Here is a 17633-nt window from a genome sequence, read left to right on the forward strand (position 1 = left end):
ACGTTACCCGTTCAGGAACTCCGAGACGCGCTCCCGCAGGTCGGCGCGCTCGGTCCAGAGGACGCCGGGGCGGTCGTACACGTGCAGTGTGGCGTTCGGCAGCGCGGCGGCGAGCCGCTCGGCCACGGCGACCGGATGCAGGTCGTCCTCGGCGGCGGCGATGACCAGGGCCGGCGCGGTGACCGCGGCGAGCGACCCGGCGTCGTCGAGCGGGGCCTGGGCGGGCAGGTCGGCCAGCCCCGGCGCGAGCCCGTCGCGCAGCAGTTGATCGAGCCGCTGCCGCAGGTACGCCCACCCGGCCGGGGTGTTGCGCACCGACGGCGGCAGTTCCAGCGACACCGCGTCGGCCAGTGCCGAGGCGTCGCCCTCGGCCACCGCGTCGAGCAGGCCGGTGAGCCGGGCGCGGGCCACCTCGCCGCGCGGTGTGTCCAGCACGGCGGGCAGGAAGAAGACGAGCCTCTCGAAGCGTTCCGGGCTCTCCGCGAGCAGCCGGCAGAGCGCGCCCGCGCCGAGGCTGGCACCGAACGCCCGGGTCGCGCCGCTCAGGTCCGCCATCGCGCGCAGGTCACGGGCGAGGTCCAGGTAGCTCCACCGCCCGGGCGGGGAGTCGGAGCGCCCGTGCCCGCGGAACTGGAAGAAGATGCGCCGCCCGGCGACGCCGCTGCCGAACGGGCGCGTGGTGGCGATGCCGCTGCCCAGCCCGTGCGCGAACACGGTGACCGGGTCACCGGTGCCGGTGACCAGTCGTTCCAGGCTCACCCCGTGCGGGGTGGCGACCAGCTCCGTCTCCGGCTCGGGCAGCGCGGGCCGCCCGGTCCGGGGCGCGCCGGGGCCGGGCCCCCAGGTGCGGGGACCGCCGTCCGGCGGCGGGGGCCAGCGGAAACCTCTCACCAGGACCCTCGGCCGTCGTGCAGATCCCGCAGGCCGGGCCGCACGTCGAGCAGGTAGATCAGACCGGCCGCGATGCCGATCAGTCCGAACAGGCTGATCGGGCCGAAGCCGAGCAGGGTCAGCAGCAGGCAGACCGCCAGAATGGCGACCCAACCGCCCTTGGGCAGCGTGCCGAGCGCGGCGAAACCGTCGCCGCGCTGGGTGACCGCGTGCACCAGCGCCACTCCCTGTACGACCAGGGCGAAGACGAGCAGGATCAGCTGGATCACGTCTTGGACTGCGAACGCGAAGATCGGCGCGGCGATGGCCATGGGGGCAAGCTTATGCCGAGACCCCGGAAACGTCCGACAAGACGTTGTCCGGGGTCCGGTGGAGCATCAGGTCACTCGGCGGCCGGGCGGGTCCGCTTCGTGGCCTTCGGCAGCTTCGCCGACGGGGTGGCCGGCTTGGTCGCCTTGGTGGCGGTCGTCTTGGCGGCGGCCTTGGTCGCGGTCGCCTTGGTGGCGCGGGTGCGCTTCACCGCGGCCGGCTTGGCGGCCACCGCCTCGGCCACCTCGGCCGGGGTGGGCACCTCGGTCGTCGCGGCGGCCTTCGGCGCGGTCTCCGGCTTCGCGGTGATCTCGGTCTTCGGGGCGACCTCGGTGCCGGTCGCCGCGGTGGCCTCGATGTCGGCGTTCACCGTGTCGGCGGCCTCCAGCACGCCGGCGCCGACGACGCGCTCACCGCGGGCGACCAGCTCGGCGTACGCGGCAAGCGCGCGCTCCTGCGCGGCGTGCGCCCCGGCCACCACGACGGCGGCGTTGCGGGTGGCGGCCTCGCGGAGCTTGTCCAGGGTCGCCGCCTCGCGGAGCTTCTCCAGGTTGGCGGCCTCGCGCAGCTGGTCGAGGTCGGTGGCGACGGCGCGCTCGCGCAGCCCGGTGGCGGTCTGGTTGGCGGTCTTCAGCGTCTCGGTGGCCTTCTGGCGCAGCTCGAAGCCGGTGACGACGGCCTTGCCGCCGAGGTCGGTCACGACCCGGGTGCCGAGGCCGCTGACCACGGTGGGCAGCTTGCGCAGCTGCTCCAGGGCCAGCTCGCCGGCGCCGGCGGCGGCGTAGAGGGGTGCGGGGATGCGGTTGGTCTTCGGCTGGGTGGTCATGACTGCTCCTCTTCGGCCGCACCGGCGGCCTTCCGGGCCGCCCGGCGGGCGGTCGTGTCCTGCGGGGCGGCGGTGGTCGGGGCGGGCGCGGTGGTCGGGGCGGGCGCGGCACCCGCTTCGGTGACGGCCACCGATTCGAGGACCGCCTCGGTCGGCGTGCCCTCCGGCGTGACCGGACCGGTCGCGGCCGCCGCCACCGTCGCCGGGGCCTGCGGCGCGGCGGCCGGCTCGGTCGCGCCGGCCGTCTCCGCCGTCGTGGCCGCCTCGGTCGCCTCGGCCAGGCGGGCGTTCTCGCGCCGGAACGTCTCGTAGATCTGGGTGAGCGACTGCTTCTGGGCCATGGTCAGCTCGGGGTCGACGGCGATCGCCGCGAGCACGCCCTGGCCCTCCTTGTCGTCCAGCAGCCCGGCACGCAGGTACATCGCCGGGGTGGAGACACGAAGCGCGCTGGCGAGCTGCTGGAGCACCTCGGCACTCGGCTTGCGCAGCCCGCGCTCGATCTGGCTCAGGTAGGGATTGCTGACGCCCGCCTGCTCGGCGAGCTGGCGCAGTGAGATCTTCGCGTTGCGCCGCAGGTCGCGAATGAACCCGCCGACATCGGGAAGGTCCTTGCTGGTGGCCATGACTCAACGCTAGCTCGGTCCGCTAACTCCTGCAAGCAAAACGCTAGCCAGAGTTAGCAGGGTCACCACAGGCGGGTTGCGGAGGCCATGTCCGGTCCGTACCGTTCTCCCCCGTGACCAAGATCGATATCAACGGTGCCCGGCTCGCGTACGACGAGAGCGGCACCGGCACCGCCGTGGTGCTGCTGCACGCCGGCATCGCCGACCGGCGGATGTGGCGCGGGCAGATCCCGGCGCTCGCGCAGCGGCACCGGGTGATCGCGCTGGACCTGCGCGGCTACGGCGAGTCGGAGCTGCCGCCCGCGCCGTTCGCCCACCACGACGACGTGGTCGGGCTGCTCGACGCGCTGGGGATCGAGCGGGCCGCTCTCGTCGGCTGCTCGTTCGGCGGCCGGGTCGCGGTGGACACCGCGCTCGCCCACCCGGAGCGGGTCTCGGCGCTGGCACTCTTCGGCGCCCCGGTCTCCGGCAACGAGTGGTCCGAGGAGACCGAGCAGCTCTGGGAGGAACTGGTCGGCGACGTGGACCCGGAGGACTTCGCCGCCACCGCCGCCGGCGAGGTGCGGTTCTGGGTGGTCGGCCCGACCCGCCGCCCGGAGGACGTCGACCCGGAGCTCATCCGGTTCGCCGAGGAGATGGACCGCCGCGCGCTCGCCGCCGAGCAGGCGCTGAGCGCGATCGAGGTGGGCGAGCTGGACCCGCCGGCCATCGACCGGCTGGGCGAGCTGCACGTACCGGTGCTGGTCGGCACCGGCGCCGACGACCTGGCCGACATCCGCCGCCTGGCCGACCGCATCGCCGACGAGGCCCCCCAGGGCGTACGTATGCCGGACGTCCCCGACGCGGCCCACCTGCTCCCCCTGGAGCGCCCCACCGAGACCAACGCCGCCCTCCTGCCCTTTCTCCCCTGACCTCCCCCTTTGCCCTGTTGATCTTGCACTTGCGGCCCTCGGTGTGCCCCGGGATGAGCGATTTGCCGGGGCAGCAAGTGCAAGATCGCCGGGGTGGAGGGCGGGGGCGGGTTACCAGAGAGGGCGGATGGCTCCTACCGGGAGGCCGCCGCCCAGCAGGGGTGACTCGGCGTACTCGGTCAGAACGGGGGCGCGCACGTCCAGGCGGGCCAGGGCGGACACCAGGACGGGCGTGCGGCCCCTCGCGGCGCCGTCGTCGATCTTCAGAGCCACGGCGCCGACCTCCGGGATCGCCGCCGCGATCACACCCTCCGCACCGATCTTGGCGAGCAGACCGGGTACGCCCCGCATCAGCCGGGTGTCCTCCGCCTGGGTGCCGCCTACCAACTCCGGGTACGTCCGCATCGCGTCCGCCACCGTCCGCTCGACGGTGCCCGGCTCAGCCTCGACCAGCCGCAGGAACGCCCGCGCCAGCCCGGTCAGCGAGACGGCGAGCACCGGCGCGCCGCAGCCGTCCACCCCGACCGCCGCCGCCCGCTCACCGGCGAACTCCTCGATCGTCGCGGTCAGGCACTGCTGGAGCGGGTGCTCCGGCTGCCAGTAGCCGTCCAGCGGCCAGCCCGCCGCCAGGCAGGTACGCACCATGCCGGCGTGCTTGCCGGAGCAGTTCATCAGCACCCGGGCCGGACCGCCGCCGGCCCGCAGCACCGCCTCCCGGGCGGCCTCGCCGAACGGCAGGTCCGGCGGGCAGTGCAACGCCTCCTCGGTCAGGCCGGCGTCGCGCAGCAGCGCGGTCACCCGCTCGACGTGGAACTCCTCGCCGGCGTGGCTGGCCGCGACGAGCGCGATGTCGGCCGGATCGGTGAACGGCAGGCCGGCCCGCAGCATGCCGATCGCCTGCATCGGCTTGCTCGACGAGCGGGGGAAGATCGGCGAGGTGACGTCACCGGCCCCGGCGACCGGCTCACCGGCGGCGTCGAGCACCACCACGGAACCCCGGTGGACGCCCTCCACGAAGCCGGACCGGACCACCTCGGCGAGCGGCACGCCGCCCTCGTACGTTTTTCCCACGGTATGGACGGTACCGAGCAGACGGACCCGGTCGGCGGCGGGGTGACCTGCGACGTCGACCGGGGCGGTACGGGGCCGGAGCCGGGTGCGCCGCTTACCGGACGGTAGCCGGGAGGCCGAGCAGCGTACGGGCCTCGGCGGTGGTCAGCGGAGGCCGCTGGGCGAGCTGGGCGAAGCCCACCGCCCGCGCGACGAGCTGCATGTTGGACTCCACCGGGCGGCCCTTGGCGTACGTGACCGTGTCCTCCATGCCGACCCGCAGGTGACCACCGGTCGACAGCGAGGCCAGCATCACCGGGATGGTGCTGCGCCCGATGCCGGTGGCCGAGAACGTGGTGCCCTCGGGCAGGTCGCGGAGCATCTGCTGGGCCGCCACAAGGGTCGCCGTGGTGCCGGGCATGCCACCCGGCACGCCCATCACGAAGTCGACGTGCACGTGCCCGCCGTGCGGCAGGCCGTACTTGCCGAGCAGCCGCTGCAGGGCGGTGAGGTGGCCCAGGTCGAAGATCTCGTACTCGGGGACGACGCCCCGCTCCTGCATCCGGGTGTGCAGGTCGACGATGAACTCCCACCGGTTGAGGAACACGTCGTCGCCGAAGTTGACGGTGCCCATGGTGCAGGAGGCCATGTCCGGCGCGGCGTCGAGCACCGCCAGCCGGGCCGACTCCGGGTCTGTCACCGCGCCGCCGGAGGAGAGCTGCACGATCAGGTCGGTGCTCTCCCGCAGCGCCGTCACCGTGTCGCGCAGCCGCCCCTGGTCGAGCGTGGGCCGCGCGTCGTCGTCGCGGATGTGGACGTGGATCACGGCGGCGCCGAGCGCCTCGCACTCCTTGGCGGTCAGCAGCAGCTCGTCGAGCGTCACCGGCAGCGCCGGCACCTCCGCCTTCGCCGACTCCGCGCCGGTGGGGGCAACCGTGATCAACGTCCCTGTCGTCATGCCCCGGATCCTAGACCGGCACCCGGCACCGGGTCGACCGCAGAATTTCCGGTGCGAGCGGCGTCATGAAGGGATCCTTCCGTCACCGAGGGCGTTACGAAGGGGCCCTTCCTTACCCGTCGATGGCGGCGGCGCTCTCGCCGACGAGCAGGCGAGCGTCGTCGGGCGTGTTGCGCTTCAGCACGGCGAGCGCCACCTGACCCAGCTCGAAGTGCTGCACGGCGGTGCCCACGAAGCCGACCGTCCGGCCGTCGAGCGTCACCGGCGTACCGGCGACCGGCGGCTGGTCGCTCGCCACGCCGTCCAGGTGCAGCAGGACGAGCCGGCGGGGCGGCTTGCCGAGGTTGTGCACCCGGGCGACCGTCTCCTGCCCCCGGTAGCAGCCCTTGTCCAGGTGCACGGCCGGGGCGATCAGGTCCACCTCGGCCGGGATGGTCCGGTGGTCGGTGTCCACCCCGGCCCGGGCCCGCTTGGCGGCCACCCGGATCGCCTCGTACGCCCACAGCCCGGCCACCGGCACCCCGGCACCGCGCAGCTCGGCCACCACCGCGTCCATAGCGGCCCGGGGCACGAGCAGGTCGACGCCGAGCGCCACCCGCCGGGCCCAGCCGCCGACCGGGAGCGGCTTGACGTCGTACACCACGGAGGGCCGCGCGGGTAGCTCGCCGGAACGGAACTTCGGACCCGGCACCGCTGCGACGTCGGGCGCGGCCAGCCCGGTCACGCCGAGCGTGTCGAGCGCGCCCTGCGCCTCCGGCCCGACCAGCGACAGCAGCGCGTGGTCGGCGGTGGCGTCGCGCGGGTCGACCCTGCTGAAGAACCGCATCTTCTCCAGGTATGACAGCAGGCCCTCGGTCATCCCCGGCTCGGTGTCCAGCCAGGTGGTCTCGCCGTCGTCGGCGACCATCGCGTGCTGCTCGACGTGCCCGTGCGGGGAGAGCACCAGCAGCTCGGTGCCCTGCCAGGGGGCCAGCGCGGCCAGGTGCTGGCTGGTGAGCGTGTGCAGCCAGCTGATCCGTTCCTCGCCGGGGACCGCGACCACGCCCCGGTGGGAGCGGTCGACCAGGCCCACACCGGTGGCCAGGAGCCGCTGCTCGCGCATCGGGTCGCCGTAGTGGGCGGCCACCGGGCCGACGCCCGCCGCCCGGTGGGCCGGTTCCGGCTGGTCCCGGGTCTGGTCGTCGATGGCGTCGGTGGTCACCGCGCCCGCGATGTCGATCATGTGCGTTCCCCGTCCTGTGCGCAGCGGCCGCAGACCCCGAAGAGCGCGACGTGCCCGATGTCGACCTGGAAGCCGCGCTGCTCGGCCAGCTGGTCGGCGAGCGGGCGGAGCATCTCCGGGGCGATCTCGTCGATCGCCCCGCACTCCCGGCACACCAGGTGCACGTGCTGGTGCTCGCCGGCCGCGTGGTAGGTCGGCGAGCCGTGCGACAGGTGCGTGTGCGTGACCAGGCCGAGCCGTTCCAGTAGCTCGAGAGTGCGGTAGATGGTGGTGATGTTGACGCCGGCCGCCACCTCACGGACCGCGGTGTGCACCTGCTCCGGGGTGGCGTGCCCCAGATCCAGGACGGCCTGGAGCACCAGCTGCCGCTGCGCCGTCAGCCGCAGCCCGCGCGAGCGGAGCATTTCCGCGAGGGAGGATTCGGACACCCTTCGATCATAGTTCGGCCGCCGCGCGGGCCGGCCCGCCGCCGGGGGTACGCCACTACGCTGCGCCAATGGGTACGACACGGGTGGCGGTGCTCGGCCGGGGACTCGTACCGGCGGGTGCGCCGGTACTGCGCGGCGACGACCGGGGTGTCCTGCACGGCGACGGCCTGTTCGAGACGCTGCACCTGCGCGACGGCCGCCCCTGGCTGCTGGAGCCGCACCTGGCCCGGCTGCGGGCCGGCGCGGCGGCGATCGACCTGCCACTGCCCCCCGATGCCGCACTCGTCGAGCTGCTGGACGAGGTGCGCGCCGGCTGGCCCGCCTGGACCGAGGGCGCGTTGCGGCTGGTCTGCACGCGGGGACCGGAGGGCGGCGGGCCGCCCACGGTGTACGCCACGCTGGGCGAGGTGCCGGAGTCCGCCCGGGCGGCCCGGCGCACCGGGGTGACTGTGGCCACGCTGCCGCTCGGGGTGGCCGCCCGGTCCCGCCCTGAGCTGGGGTGGCTGCCCAGCGGTGTGAAGTCCACCTCGTACGCGCTCAGCACCGCCGCCCGGCGCTGGGCGCAGCGGACCGGCGTGGACGACGTGCTCTGGGTCTCGACCGACGGCTACGTGCTGGAGGGCCCCACCGCGAACGTGGTGTGGCTGCGCGGCGGCACGCTCTGCACGGTCCCGGCGGCGGAGACCGGCGTGCTGCCCGGCGTGACCGCCCACCACCTGCTGAGCCGGGCGGCCGAGCTGGGCCTGACCCCGGCCGAGCACCTGCCCACGGCGGCCGACCTGCACGAGGCCGAGGCGATCTGGCTGACCAGCTCGCTGCGCGGCCCGGTGGAGGTCACGTCCCTGGACGGAACCCCTCGCCCGGGTTCCCCCCTGACCCCGAGGCTGCAATCTCTCCTGAACTTCCCCCGTCCCCCACTCGGTGGATCATGAAGTTGGCGGCGTTCGTTGTCCGATTTGTCGCCGCCAACCTCATGATCGACGCGATCACACGCAGGGGAGGGGTCAGGGGCGGGGTCAGCCGGCTACGCGGGTGAGGCGGGCGGAGAGGTGCGGGCTCAGGGGCTGACCCACCGCGGCCATCTCCTGCGCGTAGAGCAGGGCGCCCTCGACGATGCCGAACAGCCGGGCTCCGGCGGTGACCTCCTTCGCCGTGGCGGTACGCACGACGGCGTCGGTGGCGAACTCGATCTGAGTGCCCTTGCGCTTGCCGATGTGCAGCTCCATCACGCCGGTCGGCGTGGTCATCAGCGCCTCCAGCTCGTCCGTCACCCGCTCACCGTCGAGCACCGGACGCCACCAGCCCACCTCACGACCGGCGGGACGGACCGGACGGCTCTGCTCGTCGAGGATCCACGCCCGCGACTCGTAGAACAGGAACGGCCTGCCGTCGTGGCTGATCCGGATCTCCTGCGCGTAGTCGAAGTCCTCGATCGTCGGGAACCCACCCCGGCCCCGGCCGCGCCACACCCCGATGTACGGCAGCAGGCCGTCCAGGCTCGGGTGCAGCTTCGGGCCGACGCGCAGGTCGTGGCTCTCCTCGTACGGGTACTCCTCGACCGGCGGCGCGTTCAACCACGGCGACTGAAGCGGATTCTCACTATTCACAGCGCCACCTTCGTTCGCGACTGCGGGGCTCGCAAAACCGGCTCTCTCCTCGCGCTCACCATTTACCTCTAGCGATTCGCACTGCGACATAGACCAGGCCACCGGCGAGCGCGCCCAGGCCGGCGACCAGCAGGCTGACGAACCCGATCTCGGTAACCATCCGGACCATCCTATGCTGGCGTCATGGCGCGCACTCTCGTCGTCAAGGCCACCGCCGGCGCGGACTCACCGGAACGCTGCGCCCAGGCGTTCACAGTCGCCTCCACCGCAGCCGCAGCCGGGGTGGACGTGTCGCTCTGGCTCACCGGTGAATCCACCTGGTTCGCACTGCCCGGGCGGGCGGAGACGTTCGAGCTGCCGCACTCGGCGCCGCTCGGTGAACTGCTGCACGTGGTCCTGACCACGGGCCGGGTGACCGCGTGCACCCAGTGCGCGGCCCGGCGGGACATCGGACCGGGCGACGTCATCCCCGGCGTACGCATCGCGGGCGCCGCGGTGTTCGTCGAGGAGGCGATGGCCGAGGGCGCGCAGGCGCTCGTCTACTGAGCGGCCCGCCCGGGTCGTCCACTCTGACCGGTGAGCCGATCCTGGCCCGACATGTCCGGATTACGCCTACCATGTGAACGTGAGTGAGGCGATCCAACAGTTCTTCGCGTCGCTACCGGCGCGCGCCGCATCGGTGCTGAACAGCCCGATCGGCGGCACGCTCCAGATCGACCTGGCCGACGGCAACCGTACCGAACACTGGTACGTGCGACTGGCACCCGGATCGGCCCAGGTGAGCCGGGAGGAGCAGGGGCAGGCCGACGCCGTGCTCACCCTCTCCACCGATCTGTTCGAGAAACTGGTCACCGGCCGGGAGGCCGGCATGGCCGCGGTGCTGCGCAACGAGGCCACGTTCAGCGGGCACGTCGTGCTGTTCCTGGCGTTCCGCCGGTTCCTGCCGACCCGGCCCGACGTACGGGATCCGCGGGACGCCGCCCGCGACCACGTCCGGCGGCTGGTGTGAAAGACCGGGTCAGCATCCTCGACGGCAACACATTCCTGGTCAGCGACGATCGCGGCAACATCCAGCCGTCGTACGACTTCCCCACCGGGTTGTTCTCCTTCGACACCCGGTTCCTGTCCACCTGGATCCTCACCCTCGACGGGGAACCTCTGCACGCGCTCTCCATCGACGACTCGCTGTCGTACAAGACGCGGTTCTTCCTGGTCCCCGGCGAGCCGACGCACTACCTGGACGCGAAGGTCTCGGTGATCCGCAGCCGCGCGATCGGCGGCGGCCTGGACGAGGAACTGACAGTGCTCAACCACTCCGAGCAGGAGATGGAGTTCCACCTCCGGCTGGACATCGGCTCCGACTTCGCCGACCTGCTGGAGATCAAGAATCAGCGGGGCAAGGAGGGACACACCACGCCCACGGTGGAGAGGAACGGCCTGCGGCTGACCTACCGCCGGGCGGCGTTCCACCGCGAGACGCTGGTGACCAGCAGCGCGCCGGCCGAGGTCGACGAGAGCGGGATGACGTTCCGGGTGCGGGTCGGCCCGCACGGCGAGTGGACCACCCGGTTGCACGTCGACACGGTCATCTACGGGGCACGGGGCGAGGACGTCCGGGCCATCCTGCCGCTGGGCGGCCAGCGCACGGCGGTCGAGATCGAGGCGGAACAGAGCGCCCTGATCAGCCGCGCGCCGAAGCTGGGCTGCGACTGCGAGCCGCTGGCCGGAGCTTATCGGCGCAGCCTCAACGACCTGGCCGCTCTCCGGTACGAGTCGATCACGCTCGGCGTCCGGCTGCTCGCCGCCGGCCTGCCCTGGTTCATGACGCTGTTCGGCCGGGACAGCATCTTCACCTCGCTCCAGGTGCTGCCGTTCCTGCCCGAGCTGGTCAAGCCCACGATCGTCATGCTCGCCGGCCTTCAGGGCAGCCGGGTCGACGACTTCCGGGACGAGGAACCCGGCAAGATCCTGCACGAGCTGCGCTACGGCGAGAGCGCCGGGTTCGAGGAGCAGCCGCACTCGCCGTACTACGGCGCCGCCGACACCACGGCGCTGTTCGTGATCCTGCTCGACGAGTACGAGCGGTGGACCGGTGACGCCGACCTGGTGCGCAAGCTGGAACACGAGACGCGGGCGGCGCTGACCTGGCTGGACACGTACGGCGACCTGCTCGGCACCGGCTACGTCTGGTACATGTCCCGCAATCCGGAGACCGGGCTGCCGAACCAGTGCTGGAAGGACTCGCCGGACGCCATCTCCTACGCCGACGGGCGGATGCCCGAGTTCCCCCGAGCCACGTGCGAACTTCAGGGGTACGCGTACGACGCGAAGCTGCGCGGCGCCCGTCTGGCCCGCACCCACTGGAACGACCCGACGTACGCCGACCGGCTGGAGCACGAGGCGGCGGCGCTGAAGGAACGGTTCAACCGCGACTTCTGGATCCCGGACCGGGAGTACTACGCGTTGGCGCTCGACCCGCTGGGCCGGCAGGTGGACGCGCTCACCTCCAACATCGGCCACCTGCTGTGGAGCGGCATCGTCGACGAGGAACGGGCCCCGGCGGTCGCCGCCCACCTGCTCGGCCCGCGCCTGTTCTCCGGGTGGGGCGTACGCACGCTCGCCGACGACCAGGGCCGGTACAACCCGGTCGGCTACCACGTCGGCACGGTGTGGCCGTTCGACAACTCGATCATCGCCTGGGGCCTGTGGCGGTACGGCTTCCGGCAGGAGGCCGGCCGGATCTGCGACGCCCTGCTCAGCGCTTCGCACTACTTCGACGGGCGGCTGCCCGAGGTGTTCGCCGGCTACGAACGCGCCCTCACCGACTATCCGGTGGAGTACCCCACCGCGTGCAGCCCGCAGGCGTGGTCCGCCGGCACGCCGCTGCTGGTGCTCCGAGTGATCCTGGGACTGGAACCGCAGGGCGAGCACCTGATCATCGACCCGGCCGTACCGCCCGGCATGGGCCGGGTGGAACTGCTCGACATCCCGGGCCGCTGGGGGCGGGTGGACGCGCTGGGCCGCAGCCGGGAGCCGCACTCCGAACAGCCGTCGCCCCCGGCGCTGACCCTGCCCGGCGGCTGACGTCAGGCAGGGCAGGACGCGGTGACGGCGACCCGGACCCGCTCACCGGCCCGCAGCGCCAGCACCGCCGGGTCGCCCGGGCGTGCGTACGCGTCGGCCGAGTCCACCACCGGCGCGGCGCCGGCGCCGAACGCGGCGGACAGCGACCGGTCGGCCGGCACTGCGGCCTCGGACCGGGCCGTGCGGACGGTCCCGCCACCCGGGCAGGGCGCGGCCAGCACCTGGACCGGCCCGGTCGCGCCGCCCCAGCGGCCCAGCGCCGACGCCAGCACGGCCGACTCGGCGTCGGCGTCGGCGGACGGGGCCAGGTAGCCGGAGCCCGCCGGGCGGCAGCCGGTGTCGGCGGTGAGCAGCACCCGGCCCGGGCCACCGGCCCGGCCCTCGACCGTGACGAACTCGCCCGCGTCGGCGCGCAGCAGCGGCTCACCGTCGAGCGTCGACACGCCGGCCCGCCAGCCCGGCGGCAGCCGGTCGGCGATGCCGCGCAGCACCTCGCGGACGTCGCCGCCGCCGATCGCCACCTCGACGCCGCGCTCCAGCGTCGCGCCGTCGTCCATCGGCGTGATCCGGCAGCCGCGCTCCAGGCGGTCGGGCAGGAGCGCCGGTACGCCGGCGGTGCCGGCCGCGGCGGTCAGTTCACCGATCGCGCGGTCCACCACCGGGCCGGCCTGGTCCAGCGAGCGCTGCTCCTTGACCGTCGGCGCGTCGGTGCGTACCGACCACCAGGTCAGACCGGCGAGCAGCACGGCCCACGCCACGGTGGCGACCGCCAGCCAGCGCAGCCGGCGTCGGCCACCGGGGCCGGGCCGGCCGGGCGGGGTGGGCGGGGCGTAACCCGTCTCGACGGCAGTCACCCGGCAATGGTGTCACGTGTCCGCGAGGCGCCCGGCCGCGCCTCGGCACCCTCGCTCAGACCGGCACCGACCGGCGGGACAGCAGCCACAGCAGGTAGAAGGGACGCTGCCGCAGCTCGCCGCGACGGTCGGCGTACTGGTCGGCGGCGAGCACAGCGGAGAAGAAGCCGCCCGCGCCCAGCATGCCGAGTACCGGGGCCAGATGCGTGCCCTCGACCGCCACCAGGGTCGCCGCGACCGTCGCCACCGCCGCGCCGGCGGCCTGTACGGCCGAGCGCCGGGACACCCGGGCGACCTCGGCCCGGGCCGCCCGCACCCCCTCCTGGATCTCCGCGTCGAGCTTCGCGAGCTGCACCAGCGCCCGATCCGGATCGGTGTCGACCTCCAGCATCCGGCCCCGCAGGTACGCCTGGGTCGCGGCGAGCGCGTCGCTCTCCTGGGTCAGGATGGCGCAGTAGTCCCGCAGCGAGGTGCCCTCCAGCATCGGCAGATCGAGCTGGAGCAGCGGGGTGACCAGTCGAGCCTTCACCGGATCCCCGCTCGGCACGTCGACGACCCGGTGCCCTTTGACGATCAGGTCGAGCGTGCGGTCCGGGTTGTCGCCCAGCTCGATCCGGCCCGATGTGTCGAACAGCGAGGAGGTGGACTGGGCGTCCGGCGCGCGCGACTCCAGGTGGCTGCGGCGGAAGGTCTGCGGGAAGTAGACGAGCTGACCCAGCTCCAGCAGCGGCGCGCAGTCCCGCAGGTACGCGCCGAGGCGGTCCAGGTCGTCGCATTCGGCGTAGAGCTCGTCGATCCGGATGTCCTCGTACCGGCAGCGCGGGTCGCAGTGATCCGGATCCTTGCCGCACCTTTTGCAGATCTCCCGGTGGGCCAGATAGCAGCGCTCGCCGCCCGGCTGGGAGAGGACCAGCTTGGCCGTGACGAGCGTGGCCCGCTTGGTCAGGAAGGACAGGTCGGTGTCGAGGCTGGCCACCGAAACGTCGAACGGGCGCGACCGGCTGGACCCGTCGGCGCGCTGGAGTTCGCGGGCGATCTCCTCGCCCCGGTTGCCGTCGATGAAATCGATCAGATAGCGGCGGGCGTGGGCAGCGGCGTCGTCGGGCACCTGATCCCCCTCCGGCGCGTCCGGGGCGCACCGCCGTCCAGCCTGCCAGCCACTGTCGAGGCGCACAGTCGCCGGAACGGCTCGTGGCCCGCCACCGGGTTGGGTGGCGGGCCACGATCTCCAGCGTGGGTCAGGCGGCGACCGAGACGGTCACCTCGTTGATCCCGCGGGCCGCGGCAACGGCGGTGTCGCCGTTGCCGTGGCGGGACAGCGCCCGCAGCGTCCACGAGCCCGGCGCGGCGAAGAACCGGAACTGCCCGGCCGCCGACGTCACCACCTCGGCGGTGAACTCGCCTGTCGAGTCGAGCAGGCGCACGTACGCGCCCGGCACGACCTCACCGGACTCGGCCAGCACGCGGCCGGTGATGACGGTCTCCTTCTCCAGGTCCAGGCTCGCCGGGAGGGGGGCGGACTGGTCCGGCGCGGCGCAGCCGGCGGCAGCCGTCGAGGCGGCGGAGGCGGCGGTCATCAGGCCTCCCCCGGCTCGTCGCCGAGCGCCACCGGCACGCCGACGAGCGAGCCGTACTCGGTCCAGGAACCGTCGTAGTTCTTCACGTTGCGGTGCCCGAGCAGCTCCTGGAGCACGAACCAGCTGTGCGAGGAGCGCTCGCCGATCCGGCAGTACGCGATCGTCTCCTTGCCGTCGTCCAGCCCGGCGTCGGCGTAGATCTTGCGCAGCTCGTCGTCGGACTTGAACGTGCCGTCCTCGTTGGCCGCCTTGGACCACGGGACGCTGATCGCGGTCGGGATGTGGCCGGCCCGCTGCGCCTGCTCCTGCGGCAGGTGGGCGGGGGCGAGCAGGCGGCCCGCGTACTCGTCGGGGCTGCGCACGTCGACCAGGTTCTTGGTGCCGATCGCGTCGACCACCTCGTCGCGGAACGCGCGGATCGAGGTGTCCGGTTCCTGCGCGACGTACTGCGTCTTCGGCCGCTCCACCACGTCGGTGACGAGCGGACGGGCGTCCAGCTCCCACTTCTTGCGGCCGCCGTCGAGCAGCTTGACGTCGCCGTGGCCGTAGAGCTTGAAGTACCAGTACGCGTACGCGGCGAACCAGTTGTTGTTGCCGCCGTACAGGATCACGGTGTCGTCGTTGGCGATGCCCCGGTCGGACAGCAGCGCCTCGAACTGGGTCTTGTTGACGAAGTCCCGGCGGATCTGGTCCTGCAGGTCGGTGCGCCAGTCGAGCTTGACGGCGCCGGCGATGTGCCCGGTGTCGTAGGCCGAGGTGTCCTCGTCGACCTCGACGAAGACGACGCCCGGGGCGCCGAGGTTCTTCTCGGCCCACTCGGCCGAGACGAGTGCGGTGTCGCGACTCATCAGATCACTCCCTGGTGAGGATGGTTTGGTGAGCCTGCGCGTGGAGATCGATGTCGATGGTTGTCGCACCACACGCGGACCCTGAGCTAGGAACGGATCACGGGTACGTGCGACGGCGCCGCTGCCGGGCGTTGAGGAGGGGGGAACCGGGAAAGGTTCGTGGACCCTGGTGGCCGCCGTTCAGGCGGCCGGAGACAGCCCCGCCGTCAGATGACGGGGCGACACAGGCAGGTGGCCACGCGGCACAGGTCGACCGCGCGCCGTTTGGTGAGGTGGGTCCCCATGGGCAGGGAGATTACCAGCCGAGGCGACAGGTGCCACCAGGCCGACCAGCATCCGGGACGGCCGGCCCGCTCCCCGGACCGGCCGCGTGCGGCTCTCAGCCCGCGGAGTTGATGGGCACGTTCGCCGCGTCCGCCGTGACCACCAGGCCCTCCGGCTTCGGCTCCACCTTGCGCAGGTTGAGCTGGAACGGCAGCTCCGGCAGCGGCACGTCGATCGAGATGCCCTGCGCGTACCGGGTCAGCGCGGCCCGCGCCAGCGGCACGTTCGGCAGGCCGTCCGCGGTGAGGTCGTTGAAGCGCAGCGCCACCTTGTTGCCGGCCACCGTGACGTCGGCGGTGCCGTTGACGGTGAGCTTGATGCCGAGGACGTCCACCGGGGCGGTGACGGCGAGCTTGCCGTTGCGCTCGCCCAGCGTCAGCCCGGGACGGTCCAGCAGCTTGGCCAGGCTGTCGTAGGTGACGGTGCCCCGCCCGTCCACGCTCTCGGCCACCACGTCGCCCCGGCCGGAGCGCAGCGTGTCCAGCGAGGCGGTCACGTTGCGCGCGTCCACGTCCAGCTTCGGCACCTCGACGGCGTCGCCCTGCACGTCACCGCGTACGTCGGTGAGCTGGATCGAGATGCGCTCGTACCGGCCGTCGAGCACCTGGGTGAGGAACGGGAAGCCACCCACCTCGACCTGCGGCGCGGCGGACTGCGCGTCCTGCTTGGCGATCTCCTGCCGGACCTGGTCGGCGATGGCGCGCTCGGCCACTCCGGCGGCGACCCGGTCGGCGACCACGAGCAGCCCGGCCAGCACCAGCAGCAGGACGAGGAAGCCGATCAGCACCTTCCGGCCCCGTCGCCGGGGTCGACCCTCCGCCGGATACGCCTCTGCCACGCCGCCTCCCGTCCTCGCCGCCGTCACCGCGCCTCGCGGCGCAACCGTACTTACCCGAGGCGAATCCTCCCCAACCGCGTCACAGGAACAGCACGCACATGGCGTACGCGGCGGGCGCGGCCAGCGCGAACCCGCCCAGCGGCCCCTGCATGTGCCGGGCCACCCACATCGTCGGCGGTTCACCGGCCATCAGCCGGCCCGCCTCGGCGTACCCCACGGCGAGGTCGGCCAGGACGGCGGTGGCCGCGCTGACCACCCCGACCAGGGCGGCGCTGGTCGGGGTGAAACCGACCAGGTAACTGCCGAGCACGGCGCTGGTGAGCGTGCCGAGCATGGCGCCGACGACCACGCCGGCCGCGCCGCGTGGCACCTGCGGGGCGAGCCGGGGCCACGGCGCGACCGCGTCGGTGAGCCGGGCGACGAGCAACGCCACCCCGGCGGCGGTGAGGCAGACCGTGATCGCCTGGGTGCCCTTGGGGATCCGGCTGAGCACGACGAGCGTGGCGAAGGAGACCACGCCGACCACGATGAGCAGGGTGCCGCCGAGCGAGTCGGTCACCCGGACCCGGTCCACCCGCCGCACGAGCTGCCCCAGCACGGCGAGCAGGAACCCGGCTGCGGCGGCGTAGCCGAGCGGGGCCAGGCCGGCGATGTCCGACCGCACGGCGGCGACGTCGGCGATCACCGCCGTCGCGGCGCTGACGAGCGCGACCACGAGCAGCGCGGGCGGCCGCATGGCCATCGTCCACGCCAGCACGAACAGCAGCTGGACACCGAAGATGATCGCGGCGAACGGCAGCCGGTGCCCCGGGCCCGAGGTCTGCGCGCCGAGCACCAGGCCGACGCCGAGCAGCGCGGCGAAGCCGGCCACGGTGAGCGCCAGCGGGCGGCGGACCGGGACCGGCGGCACCTCCTCCTCGGGTTCCTCGTCCGACTCGTCATCGGGACGCCGGCCGGGCCCACCCTTACGCAGCCGGCGCGGGCCCTTGCGTTCCGGCCGGTCGCCCTCCTCGTCCGCGGGGCCGGTGCGCGGGGCGGGCGGGTAGCCACGGGCGGGGGCCGACGCGCCGGTGGGCGGCTCGTCGGTCCACGGGTCACGGCCGGTGTCGCGCGAGGTGGAGGGAAACACGCCCCGATCGTGCCAGACCCGGGCGGCTCGGCGGAGGTCCCGGTTTCAGCGACGTTAAAACCTGCGCCGCGATCGAGGGCAGAAAGGGCAAACGGTAAATCGCGCGAAGGTGACGCCCGGTCCATCGGTTACGCTCAGGCCGTTACCCGCCCGT

22 protein-coding genes are annotated in these 17633 nt (G+C 73.2%); 5 read left to right on the forward strand and 17 right to left on the reverse strand.

What is annotated here, in order from left to right; genetic code table 11:
* Positions 1 to 3: 3 nt before the first annotated feature.
* From IRY44_RS20010 to IRY44_RS20025, 4 genes are all read right to left on the reverse strand, one after another.
* Positions 4 to 891 (reverse strand): alpha/beta fold hydrolase, encoded by an 888-nt coding sequence (locus tag IRY44_RS20010; protein ID WP_194801822.1) that lies wholly within the window; start codon positions 889 to 891, stop codon positions 4 to 6.
* A complete protein-coding gene (locus IRY44_RS20015; RefSeq protein WP_013288803.1) occupies positions 888 to 1202 on the reverse strand; it encodes a DUF2516 family protein in 315 nt (104 codons plus the stop codon). The genes IRY44_RS20010 and IRY44_RS20015 overlap by 4 nt, the downstream gene beginning before the upstream one ends.
* 71 nt (positions 1203 to 1273) lie before the next feature.
* Positions 1274 to 2026: a hypothetical protein gene (locus IRY44_RS20020; RefSeq protein ID WP_194801823.1), complete on the reverse strand. Its 753-nt coding sequence runs from the start codon at positions 2024 to 2026 to the stop codon at positions 1274 to 1276.
* Complete coding sequence (locus IRY44_RS20025) at positions 2023 to 2649, reverse strand: helix-turn-helix domain-containing protein (RefSeq protein ID WP_194801824.1); 627 nt, start codon at positions 2647 to 2649, stop codon at positions 2023 to 2025. The genes IRY44_RS20020 and IRY44_RS20025 overlap by 4 nt, the downstream gene beginning before the upstream one ends.
* A gap of 113 nt (positions 2650 to 2762) precedes the next feature.
* On the opposite strand from IRY44_RS20025, the gene IRY44_RS20030 reads away from it, so the two are divergent.
* Positions 2763 to 3560 (forward strand): alpha/beta fold hydrolase, encoded by a 798-nt coding sequence (locus tag IRY44_RS20030; protein WP_194801825.1) that lies wholly within the window; start codon positions 2763 to 2765, stop codon positions 3558 to 3560.
* Positions 3561 to 3671: 111 nt separating this feature from the next.
* On the opposite strand, the gene IRY44_RS20035 is transcribed toward IRY44_RS20030, so the two are convergent.
* The 4 genes from IRY44_RS20035 to IRY44_RS20050 all read right to left on the reverse strand — a co-directional run bounded on the left by IRY44_RS20035 (position 3672) and on the right by IRY44_RS20050 (position 7194).
* Positions 3672 to 4652 carry an asparaginase gene (locus IRY44_RS20035; RefSeq protein WP_194801997.1) on the reverse strand — a complete coding sequence of 327 codons (981 nt, stop codon included), beginning with the start codon at positions 4650 to 4652 and terminating at the stop codon, positions 3672 to 3674.
* Positions 4653 to 4725: 73 nt separating this feature from the next.
* Complete coding sequence (locus tag IRY44_RS20040; protein ID WP_194801826.1) at positions 4726 to 5568, reverse strand: 3-keto-5-aminohexanoate cleavage protein; 843 nt, start codon at positions 5566 to 5568, stop codon at positions 4726 to 4728.
* A gap of 112 nt (positions 5569 to 5680) precedes the next feature.
* Positions 5681 to 6790: a folate-binding protein YgfZ gene (locus tag IRY44_RS20045; RefSeq protein WP_194801827.1), complete on the reverse strand. Its 1110-nt coding sequence runs from the start codon at positions 6788 to 6790 to the stop codon at positions 5681 to 5683.
* Entirely contained in the window at positions 6787 to 7194 is a 408-nt protein-coding gene (locus IRY44_RS20050; RefSeq protein ID WP_194801998.1) for a Fur family transcriptional regulator, read from the reverse strand. The genes IRY44_RS20045 and IRY44_RS20050 overlap by 4 nt, the downstream gene beginning before the upstream one ends.
* 92 nt (positions 7195 to 7286) lie before the next feature.
* Here IRY44_RS20050 and IRY44_RS20055 point away from each other — a divergent pair, with 92 nt between their 5' ends.
* On the forward strand, positions 7287 to 8150 hold the full coding sequence (locus IRY44_RS20055; protein WP_194801828.1) for an aminotransferase class IV: 864 nt from the start codon (positions 7287 to 7289) through the stop codon (positions 8148 to 8150).
* Positions 8151 to 8234: 84 nt separating this feature from the next.
* On the opposite strand, the gene IRY44_RS20060 is transcribed toward IRY44_RS20055, so the two are convergent.
* On the reverse strand, positions 8235 to 8825 hold the full coding sequence (locus tag IRY44_RS20060) for an FABP family protein (RefSeq protein ID WP_194801829.1): 591 nt from the start codon (positions 8823 to 8825) through the stop codon (positions 8235 to 8237).
* 55 nt (positions 8826 to 8880) lie between these two features.
* Positions 8881 to 8985 (reverse strand): small membrane protein MtfM, encoded by a 105-nt coding sequence (mtfM, locus tag IRY44_RS31175; protein WP_013288813.1) that lies wholly within the window; start codon positions 8983 to 8985, stop codon positions 8881 to 8883.
* A 23-nt stretch (positions 8986 to 9008) separates the two neighbouring features.
* On the opposite strand from mtfM, the gene IRY44_RS20065 reads away from it, so the two are divergent.
* The 3 genes from IRY44_RS20065 (at position 9009) to IRY44_RS20075 (ending at position 11909) form a co-directional block, all read left to right on the forward strand.
* The gene (locus IRY44_RS20065; protein WP_135242222.1) at positions 9009 to 9371 is read left to right on the forward strand and encodes a DsrE family protein; all 363 of its coding nucleotides are present in this window, start codon (positions 9009 to 9011) and stop codon (positions 9369 to 9371) included.
* Positions 9372 to 9444: 73 nt separating this feature from the next.
* On the forward strand, positions 9445 to 9834 hold the full coding sequence (locus IRY44_RS20070) for an SCP2 sterol-binding domain-containing protein (RefSeq protein WP_194801830.1): 390 nt from the start codon (positions 9445 to 9447) through the stop codon (positions 9832 to 9834).
* Positions 9831 to 11909 (forward strand): amylo-alpha-1,6-glucosidase, encoded by a 2079-nt coding sequence (locus IRY44_RS20075; protein ID WP_194801831.1) that lies wholly within the window; start codon positions 9831 to 9833, stop codon positions 11907 to 11909. Before IRY44_RS20070 ends, IRY44_RS20075 begins: the two co-directional genes overlap by 4 nt.
* 2 nt (positions 11910 to 11911) lie before the next feature.
* On the opposite strand, the gene IRY44_RS20080 is transcribed toward IRY44_RS20075, so the two are convergent.
* The 7 genes from IRY44_RS20080 to IRY44_RS20105 form a co-directional block, all read right to left on the reverse strand.
* A complete protein-coding gene (locus IRY44_RS20080; protein ID WP_194801832.1) occupies positions 11912 to 12763 on the reverse strand; it encodes a hypothetical protein in 852 nt (283 codons plus the stop codon).
* Positions 12764 to 12818: 55 nt separating this feature from the next.
* Positions 12819 to 13871, reverse strand: a complete 1053-nt coding sequence (locus tag IRY44_RS20085) for a hypothetical protein (RefSeq protein ID WP_194801833.1) — start codon at positions 13869 to 13871, stop codon at positions 12819 to 12821.
* Between the two features lie 130 nt (positions 13872 to 14001).
* Complete coding sequence (locus tag IRY44_RS20090) at positions 14002 to 14340, reverse strand: DUF1416 domain-containing protein (protein ID WP_135242226.1); 339 nt, start codon at positions 14338 to 14340, stop codon at positions 14002 to 14004.
* The gene (locus tag IRY44_RS20095; protein WP_194801834.1) at positions 14340 to 15188 is read right to left on the reverse strand and encodes a sulfurtransferase; all 849 of its coding nucleotides are present in this window, start codon (positions 15186 to 15188) and stop codon (positions 14340 to 14342) included. The genes IRY44_RS20090 and IRY44_RS20095 overlap by 1 nt, the downstream gene beginning before the upstream one ends.
* Positions 15189 to 15394: 206 nt before the next feature.
* Positions 15395 to 15472 (reverse strand): Ms5788A family Cys-rich leader peptide, encoded by a 78-nt coding sequence (locus IRY44_RS31330; protein ID WP_310503780.1) that lies wholly within the window; start codon positions 15470 to 15472, stop codon positions 15395 to 15397.
* Positions 15473 to 15567: 95 nt separating this feature from the next.
* Positions 15568 to 16350: a DUF2993 domain-containing protein gene (locus IRY44_RS20100; protein ID WP_194801835.1), complete on the reverse strand. Its 783-nt coding sequence runs from the start codon at positions 16348 to 16350 to the stop codon at positions 15568 to 15570.
* A 79-nt stretch (positions 16351 to 16429) separates the two neighbouring features.
* Entirely contained in the window at positions 16430 to 17479 is a 1050-nt protein-coding gene (locus tag IRY44_RS20105; RefSeq protein WP_194801836.1) for a hypothetical protein, read from the reverse strand.
* Positions 17480 to 17633 lie beyond the last annotated feature (154 nt).

It is taken from the genome of Micromonospora sp. ANENR4 (assembly GCF_015354395.1).
Lineage (GTDB): Bacteria > Actinomycetota > Actinomycetes > Mycobacteriales > Micromonosporaceae > Micromonospora > Micromonospora aurantiaca.